This window comes from Sphingomonas kyeonggiensis (genome assembly GCF_030812785.1).
Lineage (GTDB): Bacteria > Pseudomonadota > Alphaproteobacteria > Sphingomonadales > Sphingomonadaceae > Sphingomonas > Sphingomonas kyeonggiensis_B.
In genome coordinates, this window is sequence record NZ_JAUSTJ010000002.1 from 748,956 (window position 1) to 763,860 (window position 14,905).

At 67.6% G+C, this 14,905-nt stretch carries 13 protein-coding genes; 7 read left to right on the forward strand and 6 right to left on the reverse strand.

Translation table 11 applies throughout. The features are described from left to right. Positions 1–16: 16 nt before the first annotated feature. Positions 17–919, reverse strand: a complete 903-nt coding sequence (rpoH, locus tag J2W22_RS12980) for an RNA polymerase sigma factor RpoH (RefSeq protein WP_307118663.1) — start codon at positions 917–919, stop codon at positions 17–19. Between the two features lie 55 nt (positions 920–974). Continuing rightward, positions 975–1,922 carry an RluA family pseudouridine synthase gene (locus J2W22_RS12985; protein ID WP_307118664.1) on the reverse strand — a complete coding sequence of 316 codons (948 nt, stop codon included), beginning with the start codon at positions 1,920–1,922 and terminating at the stop codon, positions 975–977. Between the two features lie 18 nt (positions 1,923–1,940). On the opposite strand from J2W22_RS12985, the gene J2W22_RS12990 reads away from it, so the two are divergent. After that, the gene (locus tag J2W22_RS12990; RefSeq protein WP_307118665.1) at positions 1,941–2,777 is read left to right on the forward strand and encodes a Mov34/MPN/PAD-1 family protein; all 837 of its coding nucleotides are present in this window, start codon (positions 1,941–1,943) and stop codon (positions 2,775–2,777) included. Positions 2,778–2,928: 151 nt separating this feature from the next. Here J2W22_RS12990 and J2W22_RS12995 read toward each other — a convergent pair whose 3' ends face one another. Beyond that, positions 2,929–3,387, reverse strand: coding sequence for a hypothetical protein (locus J2W22_RS12995; protein ID WP_307118666.1), 459 nt, complete (start codon positions 3,385–3,387; stop codon positions 2,929–2,931). Positions 3,388–3,543: 156 nt separating this feature from the next. Here J2W22_RS12995 and J2W22_RS13000 point away from each other — a divergent pair, with 156 nt between their 5' ends. Continuing rightward, entirely contained in the window at positions 3,544–5,889 is a 2,346-nt protein-coding gene (locus J2W22_RS13000) for a glycoside hydrolase family 95 protein (protein WP_307118667.1), read from the forward strand. Here J2W22_RS13000 and J2W22_RS13005 read toward each other — a convergent pair. Further along, positions 5,886–7,874, reverse strand: a complete 1,989-nt coding sequence (locus J2W22_RS13005; RefSeq protein ID WP_307118668.1) for a sensor histidine kinase — start codon at positions 7,872–7,874, stop codon at positions 5,886–5,888. The genes J2W22_RS13000 and J2W22_RS13005 overlap by 4 nt on opposite strands. A 151-nt stretch (positions 7,875–8,025) precedes the next feature. On the opposite strand from J2W22_RS13005, the gene J2W22_RS13010 reads away from it, so the two are divergent. After that, entirely contained in the window at positions 8,026–8,172 is a 147-nt protein-coding gene (locus tag J2W22_RS13010; protein WP_307118669.1) for a lmo0937 family membrane protein, read from the forward strand. Between the two features lie 174 nt (positions 8,173–8,346). On the opposite strand, the gene J2W22_RS13015 is transcribed toward J2W22_RS13010, so the two are convergent. Further along, entirely contained in the window at positions 8,347–9,621 is a 1,275-nt protein-coding gene (locus J2W22_RS13015) for a serine hydrolase domain-containing protein (protein ID WP_307118670.1), read from the reverse strand. 145 nt (positions 9,622–9,766) lie between these two features. Between J2W22_RS13015 and J2W22_RS13020 the strand changes: the two genes are divergently transcribed. Both J2W22_RS13020 and J2W22_RS13025 read left to right on the forward strand, forming a co-directional pair. Beyond that, a complete protein-coding gene (locus J2W22_RS13020) occupies positions 9,767–10,411 on the forward strand; it encodes a histidine phosphotransferase family protein (RefSeq protein WP_183994693.1) in 645 nt (214 codons plus the stop codon). A gap of 77 nt (positions 10,412–10,488) precedes the next feature. Next, positions 10,489–11,574, forward strand: coding sequence for a serine hydrolase domain-containing protein (locus J2W22_RS13025; protein ID WP_307118671.1), 1,086 nt, complete (start codon positions 10,489–10,491; stop codon positions 11,572–11,574). Here J2W22_RS13025 and J2W22_RS13030 read toward each other — a convergent pair. Further along, positions 11,571–12,011: a hypothetical protein gene (locus J2W22_RS13030; RefSeq protein WP_307118672.1), complete on the reverse strand. Its 441-nt coding sequence runs from the start codon at positions 12,009–12,011 to the stop codon at positions 11,571–11,573. The two genes, J2W22_RS13025 and J2W22_RS13030, sit on opposite strands and share 4 nt — an antisense overlap. Positions 12,012–12,132: 121 nt before the next feature. On the opposite strand from J2W22_RS13030, the gene J2W22_RS13035 reads away from it, so the two are divergent. Beyond that, positions 12,133–14,457: a chemotaxis protein CheA gene (locus J2W22_RS13035; protein WP_307118673.1), complete on the forward strand. Its 2,325-nt coding sequence runs from the start codon at positions 12,133–12,135 to the stop codon at positions 14,455–14,457. Continuing rightward, a complete protein-coding gene (locus J2W22_RS13040; protein ID WP_307118674.1) occupies positions 14,457–14,882 on the forward strand; it encodes a chemotaxis protein CheW in 426 nt (141 codons plus the stop codon). The genes J2W22_RS13035 and J2W22_RS13040 overlap by 1 nt, the downstream gene beginning before the upstream one ends. Positions 14,883–14,905 lie beyond the last annotated feature (23 nt).

Sequence of the window (14,905 nt, forward strand, 5' to 3'; positions counted from 1 at the left end):
TCCCCCACGTCGTCCGTCAGGCGGTGAGCAGGCGCTTTTCGCCGGCGATGCGCATCATCGCCTTTTGCAGCTTCTCGAAAGCACGCACCTCGATCTGGCGGACGCGCTCGCGGCTGACGTCATAGACCTGCGAGAGCTCCTCGAGGGTCTTGGGGTCGTCGGTCAGGCGGCGCTCGGTGAGGATGTGCTTCTCGCGCTCGTTGAGGTCCTCCATCGCCGAGACGAGCATCTCGTGACGGACATCGGCCTCCTGCGCCTCGGCGACCTGCTCGTCCTGGAGCGCGCTGTCGTCCTGCAGCCAATCCTGCCACTGGCCCTCGCCATCCTCGCGCATCGGCACGTTGAGCGACGTGTCGCCACCCATCGCCATGCGGCGGTTCATCGAGGTGACTTCCTCCTCGGTGACGCCGAGATCGGTGGCGATCTTGGTGAGATGCTCGGGGCTGAGATCACCGTCCTCGAACGCGTCGAGCTTGGCCTTCATTCGGCGCAGGTTGAAGAACAGCTTCTTCTGCGCGGCGGTGGTGCCCATCTTCACGAGGCTCCACGAGCGCAGGATGAATTCCTGGATCGAGGCGCGGATCCACCACATGGCATAGGTCGCCAGGCGGAAGCCCCGATCGGGCTCGAACTTCTTCACGCCCTGCATCAGGCCGATATTGCCTTCCGAGATCAGCTCCGAGACGGGCAGGCCATAGCCGCGATAGCCCATGGCGATCTTCGCCACGAGACGCAGGTGCGAGGTGACCAGCTGGGCCGCGGCATCCGTGTCGCCATGCTCCTGGAAGCGCTTGGCGAGCATGAACTCCTGCTCGGGGCTCAGGATCGGAAACTTCTTGATCTCGGCCAGATAGCGGTTGAGGCTCTGCTCACCACCGAGCGCGGGGATCGTCGCCGGGACGTTGCTGCCGCTAGCCATGATCTATTCTCCCTTTACCTAGGGCGCGCATAGCCGAAGCCAGCGCCGCCCGAAATCATACTATGAGGTTATCGAACAGTTCCTGCATGTCGGCAGGGATTTCGCTTTCGAACGCCAAAGCGGTACTATTGATGGGGTGGATGAACCCCAGATGAGCCGCATGCAAGGCCTGGCGCCGGAAATTCAGGGTTTCCAGAAGTTCACGGTGCGCCTTGCGGACACTGCCATAAACCGGATCGCCGACGAGCGGATGACCCAAAGAGGCCATGTGGACCCGCACCTGATGGGTACGGCCGGTTTCCAGCCTGCATTCGACCAGCGCCGCGTCGCGAAGTTCACGAAGTACACGCCAATGCGTGACCGCGCGCTTGCCGTTCTTCACGATCGCGACCTTCTTGCGATTGTTCGGCGAACGGGCGAGCGGGGCATCGACGACGCCCTGCACGGTGCGCGGCTTGCCGCTGACGATCGCCTTGTAGCGCCGGTCGATCGAGTGCGCCTTGAACTGCGCGGCCAGGCCGACATGCGCCCGGTCGTGCTTGGCGGCGACCATCAGCCCTGACGTATCCTTGTCGATCCGGTGGACGATCCCGGGCCGCGCCTCTCCGCCGATGCCCGAAAGCGAGCCCTGGCAATGGTGAAGCAGCGCGTTGACCAAGGTGCCGTCGAGATTGCCGGCGGCGGGATGGACGACCAGCCCGGCCTGCTTGTCGATCACGATCAGATGCTCGTCCTCGAACACCACCTGGAGCGGAATCTCCTGCGCCTCGTTGTGCGCCGGCTTGGGATCGGGCACCTCGACGCTGTACAGCCCGCCGCCCAGCGCCTTCTTCGCCGGATCGCGGACCAGGCCCTGGGGGCCGGTGACCGCGCCGGACGAGATGAGCACCTTCAGCCGTTCGCGCGACATGGTCGGCACGGCGTCGGCGAGCGCACGATCCAGACGCCAGCCATCGGCTGCGTCCGCGATACGTGCTTCGATGATGGAAACCCCCGGATTCATGTTTTATCGTAGATGGGCATGGTGTTGGAAATTTCAAGATATGTACTGATCGGTATTCGGCAGATTTCTGCGGCTGCGGCGCCGCGTGAGGCCTGTGGGTTGCTGTTCGGGAGGGGAGGCGTGATAGATGCTTTCCAAGCTGTTGAAAACGTGTCTGAAACACCCGAGCGGACCTTCGAGATCGATCCGCGCGCGTTATTTGCGGCGCTGAAGGCCGAACGGGCGGGCGGGCCGGAGATGATTGGATATTGGCATTCGCATCCGAGCGGCGATCCCCGGCCTTCTGCGACCGACGCGGCGATGGCGCAGGCGGATGGCAAGCTCTGGCTGATCGTCGCGGCAGGCGGGATGGCTCTGTGGCGCCCGGTCGAGCAGGATGTGTTCGGATGGAGCGACGGCGATCCACGCGCGCATTCCGGCGGGACGAGGATCGGTTTCCACCGCGTGCCCCTGGTCACGGACGATATCCGCGACTTGTTGCCGCACACCAAATCCGATGTGGAGATGGTGCCGCTGCTGGCCGAGGCCGGCTATCCGGCCGTCGCGCCCTATCTCGATGACCTGCTCGGCTGGACCCATGATCCAAACTGGCCGATCGCCGGCCCGATGGCCGAGTGGCTGGCGACCCTTGGGGCACCGATGCTCGAGCCGCTCCGGCGCGTGCTGCACGGGGAGGACGGCGATGCCAAGGTGAATTGCCTCTGGGGCGTGGCGCGATATCTCGCCCCTGAGGTGCGTGCCGGGCTTGTTGGAGATTTGCGCGCGCTGGCCGAGCGGCCGAGCGAGAAGGATCGCCTGGAAGAGGCGGACGCGTGCGCAAGGGAGTTGCTCGCCGAATGGCGGGTGACTGGATAGCGCGTCGACTTCACGTCGCGCCACCGGCCGGGCCGTTCCCCGGTGAAGGCCGGGGTCCAGTTGCGATGTCGTTTGAGAGGTTCGACTTCCCTAACCAGCTGCGCCGAAACTGGGCCCCGGCCTTCGCCGGGGAACCAGGAACTCTGTTAGTTTAGTTGCCGGCGGGCGCAGGTGCATTCGGAGCCGGTGCATCGGCGGGGGGAGGCGGCGGCGGGCCCATGCGATGGCCGGGGCCGCCTGGACCTTCACGGCCGGGGCCGAAGCCATGGCCGCCTTGGGGACCGCCATGCGGGCCGCGATGCCAGCCGCCGCGGCCGCCATGGCCACGACCGTGCCTGCGCATCTGCTCGAAGCGGCCGAAGCGCAGTTCCTCGCGGGAGAGCTTGCCGTCCTTGCTCACGTCATACCGCTCGAAGCGCGCGGCGGCGGCCTTCATCCATTCGTCCCTGCTGACGAAGCCGTCCTTGTTGAGGTCGATCGGATTGTGCCGCGGCCCCTGGGCCTTTTCGGTACGGGGCGGGGTACGGTCCTGCGGGGCCGCCATCGCGGCGCCGGTGCCGAAGGTGAGCGTGCCGGCAGCGAGCAGCGCGGCGAGTTTCAGTTTCATCATGCCTTTTCTCCGCTCCAGTGATGTCTGGATGACGGAGAATTAGCCCGAGAGTGTCGCGCGGATTTCTCGTTGAGGAGCCGAAATTGTCGCAACTTGTCGGCTCGCCTTTGCCGATGATACCGGTATCATGCGCGCGATAACGAGCAGGAGAGGGCGATGCGGGACATGGCGTGCGACCGGCGCGGGGCGATGGGATTGTTCGCGGCGGCAGGGGCCGCGCTTGCCGCGCCCGGCGCCCGGGCAAAGGGAGTCGCACAGGCCGCCAACCTGCTCTGGTATGAGCAGCCTGCGAAGGAATGGACCGAGGCGCTGCCGATCGGCAACGGCCGGATCGGCGCGATGGTGTTCGGCGGGATTGCCGAGGAGCGGCTCCAGCTCAACGAGGATACGCTTTGGGCGGGCGGGCCCTATGATCCGGTCAATCCCGCGGCGAAGGCGGCGCTTCCCGAGGTGCGGCGGCTGATCTTCGAGGGCAGGTTCGCCGAGGCCGAGACGCTCGCCAATGAGAGGCTGATGGCCACGCCGCTGCGCCAGGCGGCCTACCAGACGGTCGGCAGCCTGGAGATCGCGCTGCCCGGGATCGATGCGGCGAAGGTGATGGGCTATCGGCGCAGCCTGGATCTCGACGCGGCGCTGGCCGAGACGCTGTTTACCCTGGAGGGGGTGACGCATCGCCGGCGGGTGATCGCCTCGCCGGTCGACCAGGTGATCGCGGTGGAGCTGAGCGCCAGCCGGCGCGGTTCGGTGTCGTGCCGGCTGGCCTTCACCTCGCCCGAGAAGCAGTGGCAGGTGCGGGCGGAGGGCGCGACCCTGGTGCTGGGCGGGCGCAACGATCCGCATGGCAGCATTGCCGGGGCGCTGCGCTTCGAAGCGCGCCTGGAGGTCGAGGCCAGGGGCGGGCGGGTGCGTGCCGAGGGCGATGCGCTGCTGGTCGAGGGTGCCGACGCAGTGGTGCTGCGGATCGCGATGGCGACCAGCTACAGGCGGTTCGACGATGTCAGCGGCGATCCGGGCGCGATCACCGCGCGGCAGATCGCGGCGGCAAGGAAGAAAGGGTTCGAGGCGCTGGCCGCCGCGACTGCGGCCGAGCATCGCCGGCTGTTCCGGCGGGTGACGCTCGACCTGGGCAGCACGCCGGCGGCGGCGCTGCCGACCGACCGGCGCATCCGCGAGTCCGAGACCAGCGACGATCCGGCGCTCGCCGCGCTCTACTTCCAATATGCCCGCTATCTGCTGGCCTGCTCCTCGCGGCCGGGGACGCAGGCGGCGAACCTGCAGGGCATCTGGAACGACAAGCTGAGCCCGCCCTGGGGCAGCAAGTACACGATCAACATCAATACCGAGATGAACTACTGGCCCGCGCACACGACGAACCTGGCCGAGTGCGTCGAGCCGCTGGTCCAGCTGGTCCGCGAGATCGCGGTGACCGGCACGAAGACGGCGCGCGACATGTATGGTGCGCGCGGCTGGGTGTGCCACCACAATACCGATCTGTGGCGCGCGACCGCGCCGATCGACGGGGCGAAATACGGGCTGTGGCCGATGGGCGGCGCGTGGCTCTGCACGCATCTGTGGGAGCATTATGAATATGCGCCCGACCGGGCTTATCTGGAATCGATCTGGCCGATCCTGAGTGGTGCCTGCCTGTTCTTCCTCGATACGCTGCAAGTCGATCCCGCGAGCGGGCAGCTCGTCACCAACCCCTCGCTGTCGCCGGAGAATGACCATGGCCATGGCGCGTCGCTGATCTTCGCGCCGACGATGGACAGCCAGATATTGCGCGACCTGTTCGACCAGACGATCGCGGCGGCGGGCGTGTTGGGGCGTGACAAGGCGCTGGTCGCCGAGATCGCGGCGGCGCGGGCCAAGCTGCCGCCGATGCGGGTGGGCAGGCAGGGCCAGCTCCAGGAATGGCCGTTCGACTGGGATGCGGACGCCGAGGACGTGCATCACCGCCACGTCTCGCATCTCTATGGGCTCTACCCGAGCCGCCAGATCGATCCCGAGCGCACGCCCGAGCTGGCGGCGGCGGCGAAGCGCAGCCTGGAAATACGCGGCGACAAGGCGACCGGCTGGGCGACGGCGTGGCGGATCAACCTGTGGGCGCGGCTGCGCGACGGCGACCATGCCCATGCGATCCTGAAGTTCCTGCTCGGGCCCGAGCGCACCTATCCCAACATGTTCGACGCGCATCCGCCCTTCCAGATCGACGGCAATTTCGGTGGCGCGGCGGGGATTGTCGAGATGCTGGTGCAGAACCAGGGCGAGCGGATCGACCTGCTGCCCGCCTTGCCCCGCGCCTGGCCCGAGGGGCGGGCGACGGGCCTGCGCACGCGCGGAGGCTGCGCGCTCGACCTCAGCTGGCGGAACGGGCGGCTGGAGCAGCTACGGCTGCGCGGCACGGTTGCGGGGATGCGGGAGGTCCGTCTGGGCGGGAAGGCGCGCCGGGTGCGGATCGTGCCGGGGCGCGAGGTGCTGCTGAGGGCGGCGGACTTCGTCTAGGCTTCCGCAGCTTCCTCGCGGTCGAGCGTCGGCAGGGTGAAGGTGAAGATCGCGCCGCCTTCGGGCGCGTTCGCCGCCGAGAAGGCGCCGCCGTGCATCTCGACGATGCGCTTCGAGATCGACAGGCCGATGCCCATGCCCTCGCTGGTCTTGTTGGCGGAGAAGCGCTTGAACAGTTCGGCCAGCGTCTCGGGCGGCAGGCCGGGGCCATTGTCGCGGCACTGCACCTCGACCATCGCGTCGGGCGCGGGGCGGGCGGTGATCCAGATGCGCGGGTCCTTCTGGCCGGTCTCGCGCAGTGCCTCGACCGCGTTGCGCATCAGGTTCACCAGCACCTGCTGGACCTGGACGCGATCGACGAAGACGCGGAGGTTCGGCGGCTCGACGTCGCACTCGATCTGTGCGGCGAGGCGGCCCGAGCCGACCAGGACGAGCCGGGCGGCATCCTCGATCATCGGCTGGAGCGGCTCGATGCTGCGCTCGGTGTCGTTGCGCTCGGTGAAGCTGCGCAGGCGGCGGATGATCTCGCCGGCCTGCATCACCTGCTCACGGGCATTGCCGACCATCTCGGTGCCGGGTCCTTCCGACCCGCTGGCCTTGGCGATCATCACCGCGGCGGAGAGATAGTTGGCGGCGGCTGCGAGGGGCTGGTTGAGCTCGTGGGCGAGATCGGCGGCGGCCTCGCCCATCGCGCTCTGGCGCGCGAGATGGGCAAGCTCGGCATTGAGCTGGGCGACCTGGTCCTCGACGCTGAACTGGGCCGACATGTCGCGCATGAAGATCGTCAGATACTGGACGGCATCGGCCTTCACCCGGCCGGCGCGAGCCTCGAGCGGGAAGACCGAGCCGTCGCGGCGCTGGCCGATGACGCTGAGCGGCTCGGCGTCCCAAGGGCTGAGCTCGCGCTCGCGCAGGTCCCAGAGCTCGCGCTGGTAGCGATCGGCATGCGCCTCGGGGCCGAGCATGGTGATCGGCTTGCCGAGCACGTCCTCGGCGCGATAGCCCCAGAGGCGCTCGGCGGCGGCGCTGAACTCGAGGATCGTGCCCTGCTCCTCGATCAGGATGACCGCGTCGGGGACCATCGCCAGCACCGCGCTGAGCTTCGCCTCGCGCAGCGCGAGGGCGCTGCTCTGCATGTCGGCATGACGGATGGCGCGCATCAGCACCAGGGCGAGGATGAGCACGTCGCCGGCTAGGACGAGGAACTGCGCGGCGCCGAAGCCGACCAGCCCGGTCTGATAGGCGGCGATACCGATCAGCGAGGGAATGGCGGGCAGGATGATGATCGCCGGGGCGAGCTGGACCAGCACGTGCCAGCCGCGTTCGTCCGCCTGGTGTCGCATCGCGTGGAGCGTCAGCCCGGCGAGCGGGAGCAGGGCGATCGCGGTGGAGATGGTCGACTTGCCCAGAAAGGCGGGTGAGATCAGGCCGGGCCCAGTGGTGAGCAGGGCGGCCGCGGCGAGCAGGGTGAGCGCCATTGCTGCGCTCGACAGCAGCAAAGCGGTGATGCGGGGGATCCGCCGGTCCGAGGTGATGGCGACCGCCGCGAGCCCGCCCACCGCCTGCACCATGGTCGCGCCGCCGGGGGGCAGCCCATTGTTGCGGACGCCCAGGCGCTGGACGGCTTCAGGGAAGAACAGCCGCTCCACCGCGATAGCCCCGGTCAGGTACTGGAGCGTGATCAGGCTGAGCAGGATCGCCGCCGGCGCAAAGGCGAGCCGCGCGAGCCGGGGATGGCCGCTCACCGCCAGGAATGCGGTGAGCGTCACGCTGGCGCCGTTGATCGCGCTGAGGGGCGCCACCGCGTAATTGGGGTCGCCGAAGCCGCGCAGCACGGGGATGCCGAGCAGCCAGCCGAACAGCGGGGAGGAGAGGATGAGGAAGCCGATCCCGGTGAACCATATCGGCAGGCTGGTCGCGCCGAGGCTGGCCCAACGATGGTCGGGAGCCGCCTTGCCTTGCCTGTTCGTCGCCGCGCTCGTCATGGATATTCCCGGGGCCGGGCCACGCCCTTTCCTGCACCTTGTAGCAGGAAGCCCCCCGCGCGGCGAAATCCGGAAAAACCCCAGCGCCCGCCACGGAACGTTCCAGCGCCGCAACCCGTTGAGGGAGAAACTCTAAATGGAGAGCGTGCCGATGCTTTGGACGATCGTCGTCATCCTGCTGATCCTGTGGCTGCTGGGCTTCACCTTCCATGTCGGCGCAGGGCTGATCCACATCCTGCTGGTGGTCGCCGTGGTGGTCGGCCTGATCCAGCTCTTCACCGGCCGCAGGGTGGTATAGTCCCGCACGGGCGCATCATCGGCCCTTCGGTGCTTGGGTGATGCGCAGGTTGTTCGGGATTCCAGATCAGGGCGTGCCCGGTTCCCCGGCGAAAGCCGGGGCCCAGGGTCGCAAGCGGGACGGCAGAGAAACCCTGGGCCCCGGCTTTCGCCGGGGAACAAGGCGGATTAACCGCTAGTCGCCCTGCGGCCCGAGATAGGTCTCGCCATAGACGGCCTTGCGGAAGTCGCGGTGGAGCGACACCTGGAAGGGCTTGGTCTGGACGAAGAACACCGCGGTCAGCTTGTTGGCAGGATCGACCCAGAACAGGGTGGAGGCGGCGCCGTCCCAGAAGAACTCGCCGACCGCGCCGCGCTGCTCCTCGGGCGTCTGGGGCTGGCCGATCCGCACCGCGAAATCGAAGCCGAAGCCGACATTGCCCTTGCCGGGCAGCCAGCTGCGCTCGGTGATCCGCGGATCGAGCTGGTTGGTCGACATCAGCCGCACGGTCGAGGGCTTGAGGATGCGGACGCCGTCGAGCGTGCCCTGGCCCAGCAGCATGCGGGCGAAGCGCATGTAATCGTCGATCGGCGCGACGATGCCCGCGCCGCCCATCGTCATCGCCGGCTTGGGGAAGTTGCGCGCGCGGGTGACCGCGTCCGGCTCGCGGGTGAGCTTGCCGTCGGTACCGAGGAGATAGGTGGCGGCGAAGCGGTCGAGCCGCTCCTGCGGCTGGGTCCAGGCGGCTTCCTTGATCCCGAGTGGGGCGAGGACGTGCTGGCGGGCATAATCCTCGAACTTCTGGCCCGAGAGCTTCTCGACCAGCAGCGCCTGCACGTCGACCGCCGAGCTGTATCGCCATTCGGTGCCAGGATCGTAGATCAGCGGCGAATGGGCAAGGCGATGGCCGAACTCGGTCAGGTCGTGATCGAGCCCGAGCGGATCGGCGGCGGCAAAGGCCTTTTCCGCAGCGCTGGGGCCGTCGCCATAGGCGAAGCCGGCGGTGTGGCGCAGCACGTCGCGGATCGTCACCGGGCGCTTCGAGGGGCGCCAGATCGGCTGGCCGTTCGCATCGGTGCCGTCCTGCACCAGCATCGTCGCGAATTCGGGGAGGTAGCGGGAAAGCGGATCGTCGAGGCCGAACTTGCCCTGTTCCCAGAGCTGCATCAGCGAGACGCCGGTGACCGGCTTGGTCATCGAATAGATCTGGACGAGCGTGTCGCGCTTCATCGGCCGGTTGGCTTCGCGGTCGGCCAGGCCATTGGCGCCGAAATAGACTTCGCGGCCGTCCTTCCAGACGAGCGCCTCGACCCCGCTCGCGCGGCCGCTGGAGACCATCTCGGCGAGCGCCTTGTCGAGGCGGGCCTTGTCGATCCGGAAGCTGGCGGTGGCGGTGGGTTTCTCCTGCGCCAGTGCGGGCAGGGGCTGCGCGATCAGCAGCGCGGCGACGAAAGGCAGGACCGGTCGCATAGACTCTCCACTCAATATTTTTCGGCGGTGGTAGCGCTAACTTCGTCGCGTCGGCAAGCCCGACCTTTGTCGCGTGCGGTGCTGTGCGCTTGCAGCATGGCGCCCTCTGGGCCAAAGAAGCAGGACCTGCCGGGGAGCGCGCATCTTGAACATCAGTCCGACCGATTTCGCCAGTCTGCTCTGCTCGCGGCTCTGCCACGACCTGCTGAGCCCGGTGGGGGCGCTCAACAACGGGCTGGAGCTGCTCGCCGACGAGCATGATCCCGAGATGCGGGCGCGCTGCCTGGAGCTGCTTAACGAGAGCGCCAAGGCGAGCGCCAACAAGCTGAAATTCTTCCGCCTGGCCTTCGGCGCCGCGGGCGGCTTCGGCGAGACGGTCGACACGCGCGAGGCGCAGGCGGCCATCGAGGGGCTGTTCGGCGAGAACCACCGCGTCAATGTCGGCTGGATGGTTGAGGACCCGGTTCTCCCCAAGCAGGCGATCAAGGTGCTGATGAACCTGTCGCTGATCGGCGGCGACGCGCTGATCCGCGGCGGCCAGCTCGACATCGGCGCGGAGATCATCGACGGCCAGATCGAGATCGTCGTGCGCGCCGATGGGCCGCGCATCGTGCTCGACCCCGAGCTGCGCAGCGCGCTGGCCGGGGGCAAGGACGATTTGCCGATCACTCCGCGCGCGGCGGCGGCCTATCTGGTCCATGCGCTGGTCACGCAGGGCGGCGGCATGCTCCAGGTGAGCCCGCCCGACGCAGAGGTGCTGCTGTTCGGGGCAAGCTTCCGGGTCGCCTGACCATATCGATTACAGTTGTAGTTGTAAGAGGCGCATCGGCGTGACATGCTCGCGGAGACCGTGGGCATGGGGGGCGTATGCGTGGCTTGAGGGTGGTGGCGGCGGTGCTGGTGCTCGGGATGTCGGCGCCTTGCTTGGGCCAATCCTATCACGATCTCGTCGATGCTTCTGAGGGCTTCAACGGCGTCGCGCTGGTCGGCACCGGCAAGCATGTCAGCTTCGTGAAGGGGATCGGCTGGGCGGACGCAGGGAATGGCGTACCGATGCTGGCGAACACCCGGTTCGAGACCGGATCGGTGTCCAAATGGATCGCCTCGATCGTGATCCTCAGGCTGGTGGATCAGGGCAAGCTCGATATCGACGCGCCGATTACGCGCTACCTGCCCGATTATCGCGCGGACACCGGCGCCCGGCTGACGCTCCGGCGGCTGATGAGCCATTCGAGCGGCCTGCCCAACCAGCTGCAGGAGGCGCGCAAGGACGTGCAGTCGCGCGGTGTGGAACTCGAGCAGATGGAAGCCGTGCGGCGTTATGCCAGCGGTGACCTGGCCTTCGAGCCCGGAACGGCCTGGGACTATTCGCACTCCAATTGGGTTCTCGCCAAGGCGATCGTCGAGCGCGTCACCGACAAGCCCTACGCGGCTTTGGTCGATCAGCTGCTGGTCCGGCCGCTGAGGCTCAAGGATAGTGGGGTCTATCGTGGCGATTCCGGTGCGGTGACAGGCATTGCGCAGGGGTATGCGGGGCTTGATCCGCGGCCGGTGCGCAAGCCGAATCCGGTGCCGGATTTCATGGCGATGGCCGGTGGCTATTATACCAGCGCGCCCGACCTGATGACGCTGATGAATGCGGTGCTGGATGGCAAGCTGCTCAGCCCCGCCTCGCGAAAGGCGCTGATGACGACGTTGATGCCCGACCAGCATTATGCGCTGGGCGGCCGGGTGCGGATCGAGAAGATCGGGAGTACCGAGCGGGAAGCGGCGTGGGAAGATGGTTCGAACGGCGGCTTCCGGATGCTCGCTCGCCGCGTACTCGCCGACGGGCACACCGTGATCGTCTTCACCAATGCGAGCTTCGATTATCAGAAGCTCGGGGATCTCGGCACGAAGCTGCTGGATGCCAGCTATGCGGGCGAGAATGGATCCTCTGATTTGGGGGACTAATTTCCCTCGACCGTCCAGATCGTGCAGCGCGCGATCCAGGTTTCGAGCTGCTCGATCAGCTCGGGATAGGATTTCGTCTCGAAGCTGTGCATCAGCTTCGCATCGCCGTCGAAGCGGAAGGGCAGGTCGTTGCGGCGTCTGCCGCGCGCGTCGCGGGGCCAGGGCTGATACTCGACCTTCAGCTCGAAATGGCCTTCGGGATCGTGCTCCGGCCGGAACTCCACGTCGATGACGAAACGCCGACCTTCATTTGTTGCGTAGAAAACGCTGGAGCCGCCGAAATCGCCGTTCTCGACACGCTTGTCGCGGTGGAACTGGTTCCAGCCGATCTTCCAGCCCGCCGGAATCCGGAGCGGCACGAGCTCAAGGTAGTCGGGGGATTTGTCATAGTCGGCGAATACCCCAGCCGATTTCCTGAATGCGCGCGTGCCGTCCATGCCGGCCTAGGTTCCACGGGCGGCGCAATGGCGCAAGCCGGCGCCTTTAGGTCAGGCGGCTAACGCCCTTTTAACCACCCATCCCGCACAAGACCCCCGCAAATTTGCTTTCCGGGGCCCCATGGACGACCTGCTGCAGGAATTCATCGCCGAGACGCGTGAGACGCTCGAAGCGCTTTCGGGCGAGATCGTCGCGTGGGAAGCGCATCCGGCGGATCGCGCCCGGCTCGATGCCATTTTCCGCTTCGTGCACACCGTGAAGGGGAGCTGCGGCTTTCTCGACCTGCCGCGCCTGGGCCGGCTCAGCCATGCCGCCGAGGACGTGCTGGCGCAGGTGCGCGAGGGCAAGCGCGCGCCCGATCGCGCACTGGTCAATGCCGTGCTCGCGGTGGTCGACCGGATCGGCGAGCTGGTCGAGGCGATCGAATCGGGCACCAGCCTGGACGATAGCGGCGACGAGCTGCTGGTCGCCGCGCTGGCCGAAGGGGCCGAGGAAATCGCGCATGCCGGCCCGATCGTCAGCCGCGCGCCGGCACGCAGCGTGCGCCTGAACGTCGATCTGCTTGACCGGATGATGTCCGGCATGTCGGACATGGTGCTCGCCCGCAACGAGCTGGCCCGGCGGCTGCGGAACGGCGAGATCGATCCCGCGATCGAGGCGGCGCTGGAGCGGCTGTCGCTCACCGTCGGCGAGATGCGCGACACGGTGACGCGCACCCGCATGCAGAAGATCGACGCGCTGTTCTCCGCACTGCCGCGGATGGTGCGCGACACGGCGGCGGGGCTGGGCAAGTCGGTGATGCTCCAGGTCGAGGGCTCCGACGTCGAGCTCGACCGCGAGATGATCGAAGTGATGCGCGACCCGCTGGTCCACATCATCCGCAATTCGATCGATCATGGCATCGAGGCGCCGGGCGAGCGCCGCGCCGGCGGCAAGCGCGAGAATGGCCGCCTGTCGGTCTCGGCGCGCCAGTCGGGCAACCAGATCATCATCGAGATCGCCGATGACGGCCGCGGCATCGATACCGAGCGGCTGATCCAGAAGCTGGTCATCCAGGGCCGCGACGAGGCCAAGCTGCGCAGCCTGTCGGCGCGCGCCAAGCTCGACCTGGTGTTCGAGCCGGGCCTGTCGTCAAAGGACGTGGTGAGCGAAGTCTCCGGGCGCGGCGTCGGCATGGACGTCGTCCGTGCCGCGATCGAGCAGATCGGCGGGCGCGTCGAGCTCGACAGCAATCCCGGCAAGGGCCTGCGCATCGCCATCCATGTGCCGCTGACCCTGTCGATCATCTCGACGATCGTGGTGGGCGTTGGCGGCCAGCGTTTCGCGATCCCGCGCCAGTCGATCGAGGAGATCGTCACCGAGCGTGGCGATGCGATCCGCGTCGACGTGATCGGCGGCTCGCCGGTCGCCTCGGTGCGCGAGCGGCGCATGCCGCTGATCGATCTGGCCTCGATGCTCGGCGTGCCCGCCAGCACCGCGCGCGAGGAAGGGGCGCAGATGCTCGCCATCGTCAGCGTGAGCGAGGGCAGCTATGCGCTGGCCGTCGACACGGTGCTCGACAATGAGGAGCTGGTGATCAAGCCGGCTTCGCCCGCGGTGATGTCGACCGGCCTCTATGCCGGACAGACGCTGCCGGATTCGGGCCTGCCGATGCTGCTGCTCGACTGCGCCGGCATGGCCAAGGCGGCGAGCCTGGATTTCAGCCGCGACGCGCAGCAGCTGTTCGAGGAAGAGGAAGAGATCGAAGTCGAGCAGGGCATGCCCGCGCTGCTGTTCCGCGACCTGGACGGCGTGCGCCGTGCGGTGCCGCTGGCGGCGGTCGACCGGGTCGAGCAGGTCGATGCGGTCAATGTCCGCTTTGCCGCCGGCCGCTTCCGCATCACCATCGACGACCGTATCCTGCCCCTCGCCGCCCATGGCGACCTGGACGGGCTCGAGCGGATCAACGTGCTGCGCCTGAAGGACGGCATCAACGAAGTCTCCTATGCGATCGAGGAAGCCGCCGACATCGTCGTGCTGCCCGAAGAGATCGCGCCGGCCCGCGAGCCGGGGCCGATCGCCGGCGTCGTGCTGGTCGATGGCGAGCAGATCGAGCTGGTCGACATGCTGTGGATCTTCGACGAGCATGCCGAGCGCGAGGTGGAGGACACCCCGCCGCTCTGCCTGATCTCGGGCGACGAGGATGGCTGGATGGCCTCCTTCGTGAAGCCGCTTCTGGAGGCCTCGGGATATCGCGTCGCGCTCCGCCTCGCGCCGGGCGAGATGCCCGCCGTGGTGCTCTCCACCGAGGAGGCGCAGGGCGTACTCGGCGCACCCGCGCCGGTCGTCCGCTTGCGAAAGAAGCGCGCTTCGGGTGGGTCGGGCGACGACAGCGTCTATAGATATGACAGGGCGGGACTGCTTTCCGCGCTCGAAGCCCGGGTCTCGGGCAAGGCAGGTCGCTGATGTCGCATCTCTATCTCATCGCCCAGGTAGCGGGCCGCGCCGTTGCGATCGACTCCGAGCAGGTCGAGTCCGTGGTGGACATCGGCGAGGTGACGGCGGTGCCGCGCGCCTCGCAGCATGTCCGCGGGCTCGCCGCGCTGCGCAGCCGGGTGGTGACTGTGGTCGACACCCAGTCGGCGCTCGGCATGGCGGGCGGCAGCCCGGCGCGCCGAGCGGTGATCACCCAGGTCGAGGGGCATCATTATGCGATGCTGGTCGACGCGCTCGACGATGTCGCGCCGTTCGACCTGCTGCCGCTGGCCCACGGCGTCACGCTCGATCCCGCCTGGCGCGGGGCAGGGCGGGGCATCGTGGAACGGGACGGCGAGCCGATCCTCGCGATCGACCTCGCCAGCCTCGTCCCCGGCCATGCCGGGATCAATTAGTTCGCAAGATTAACGTCGCACTC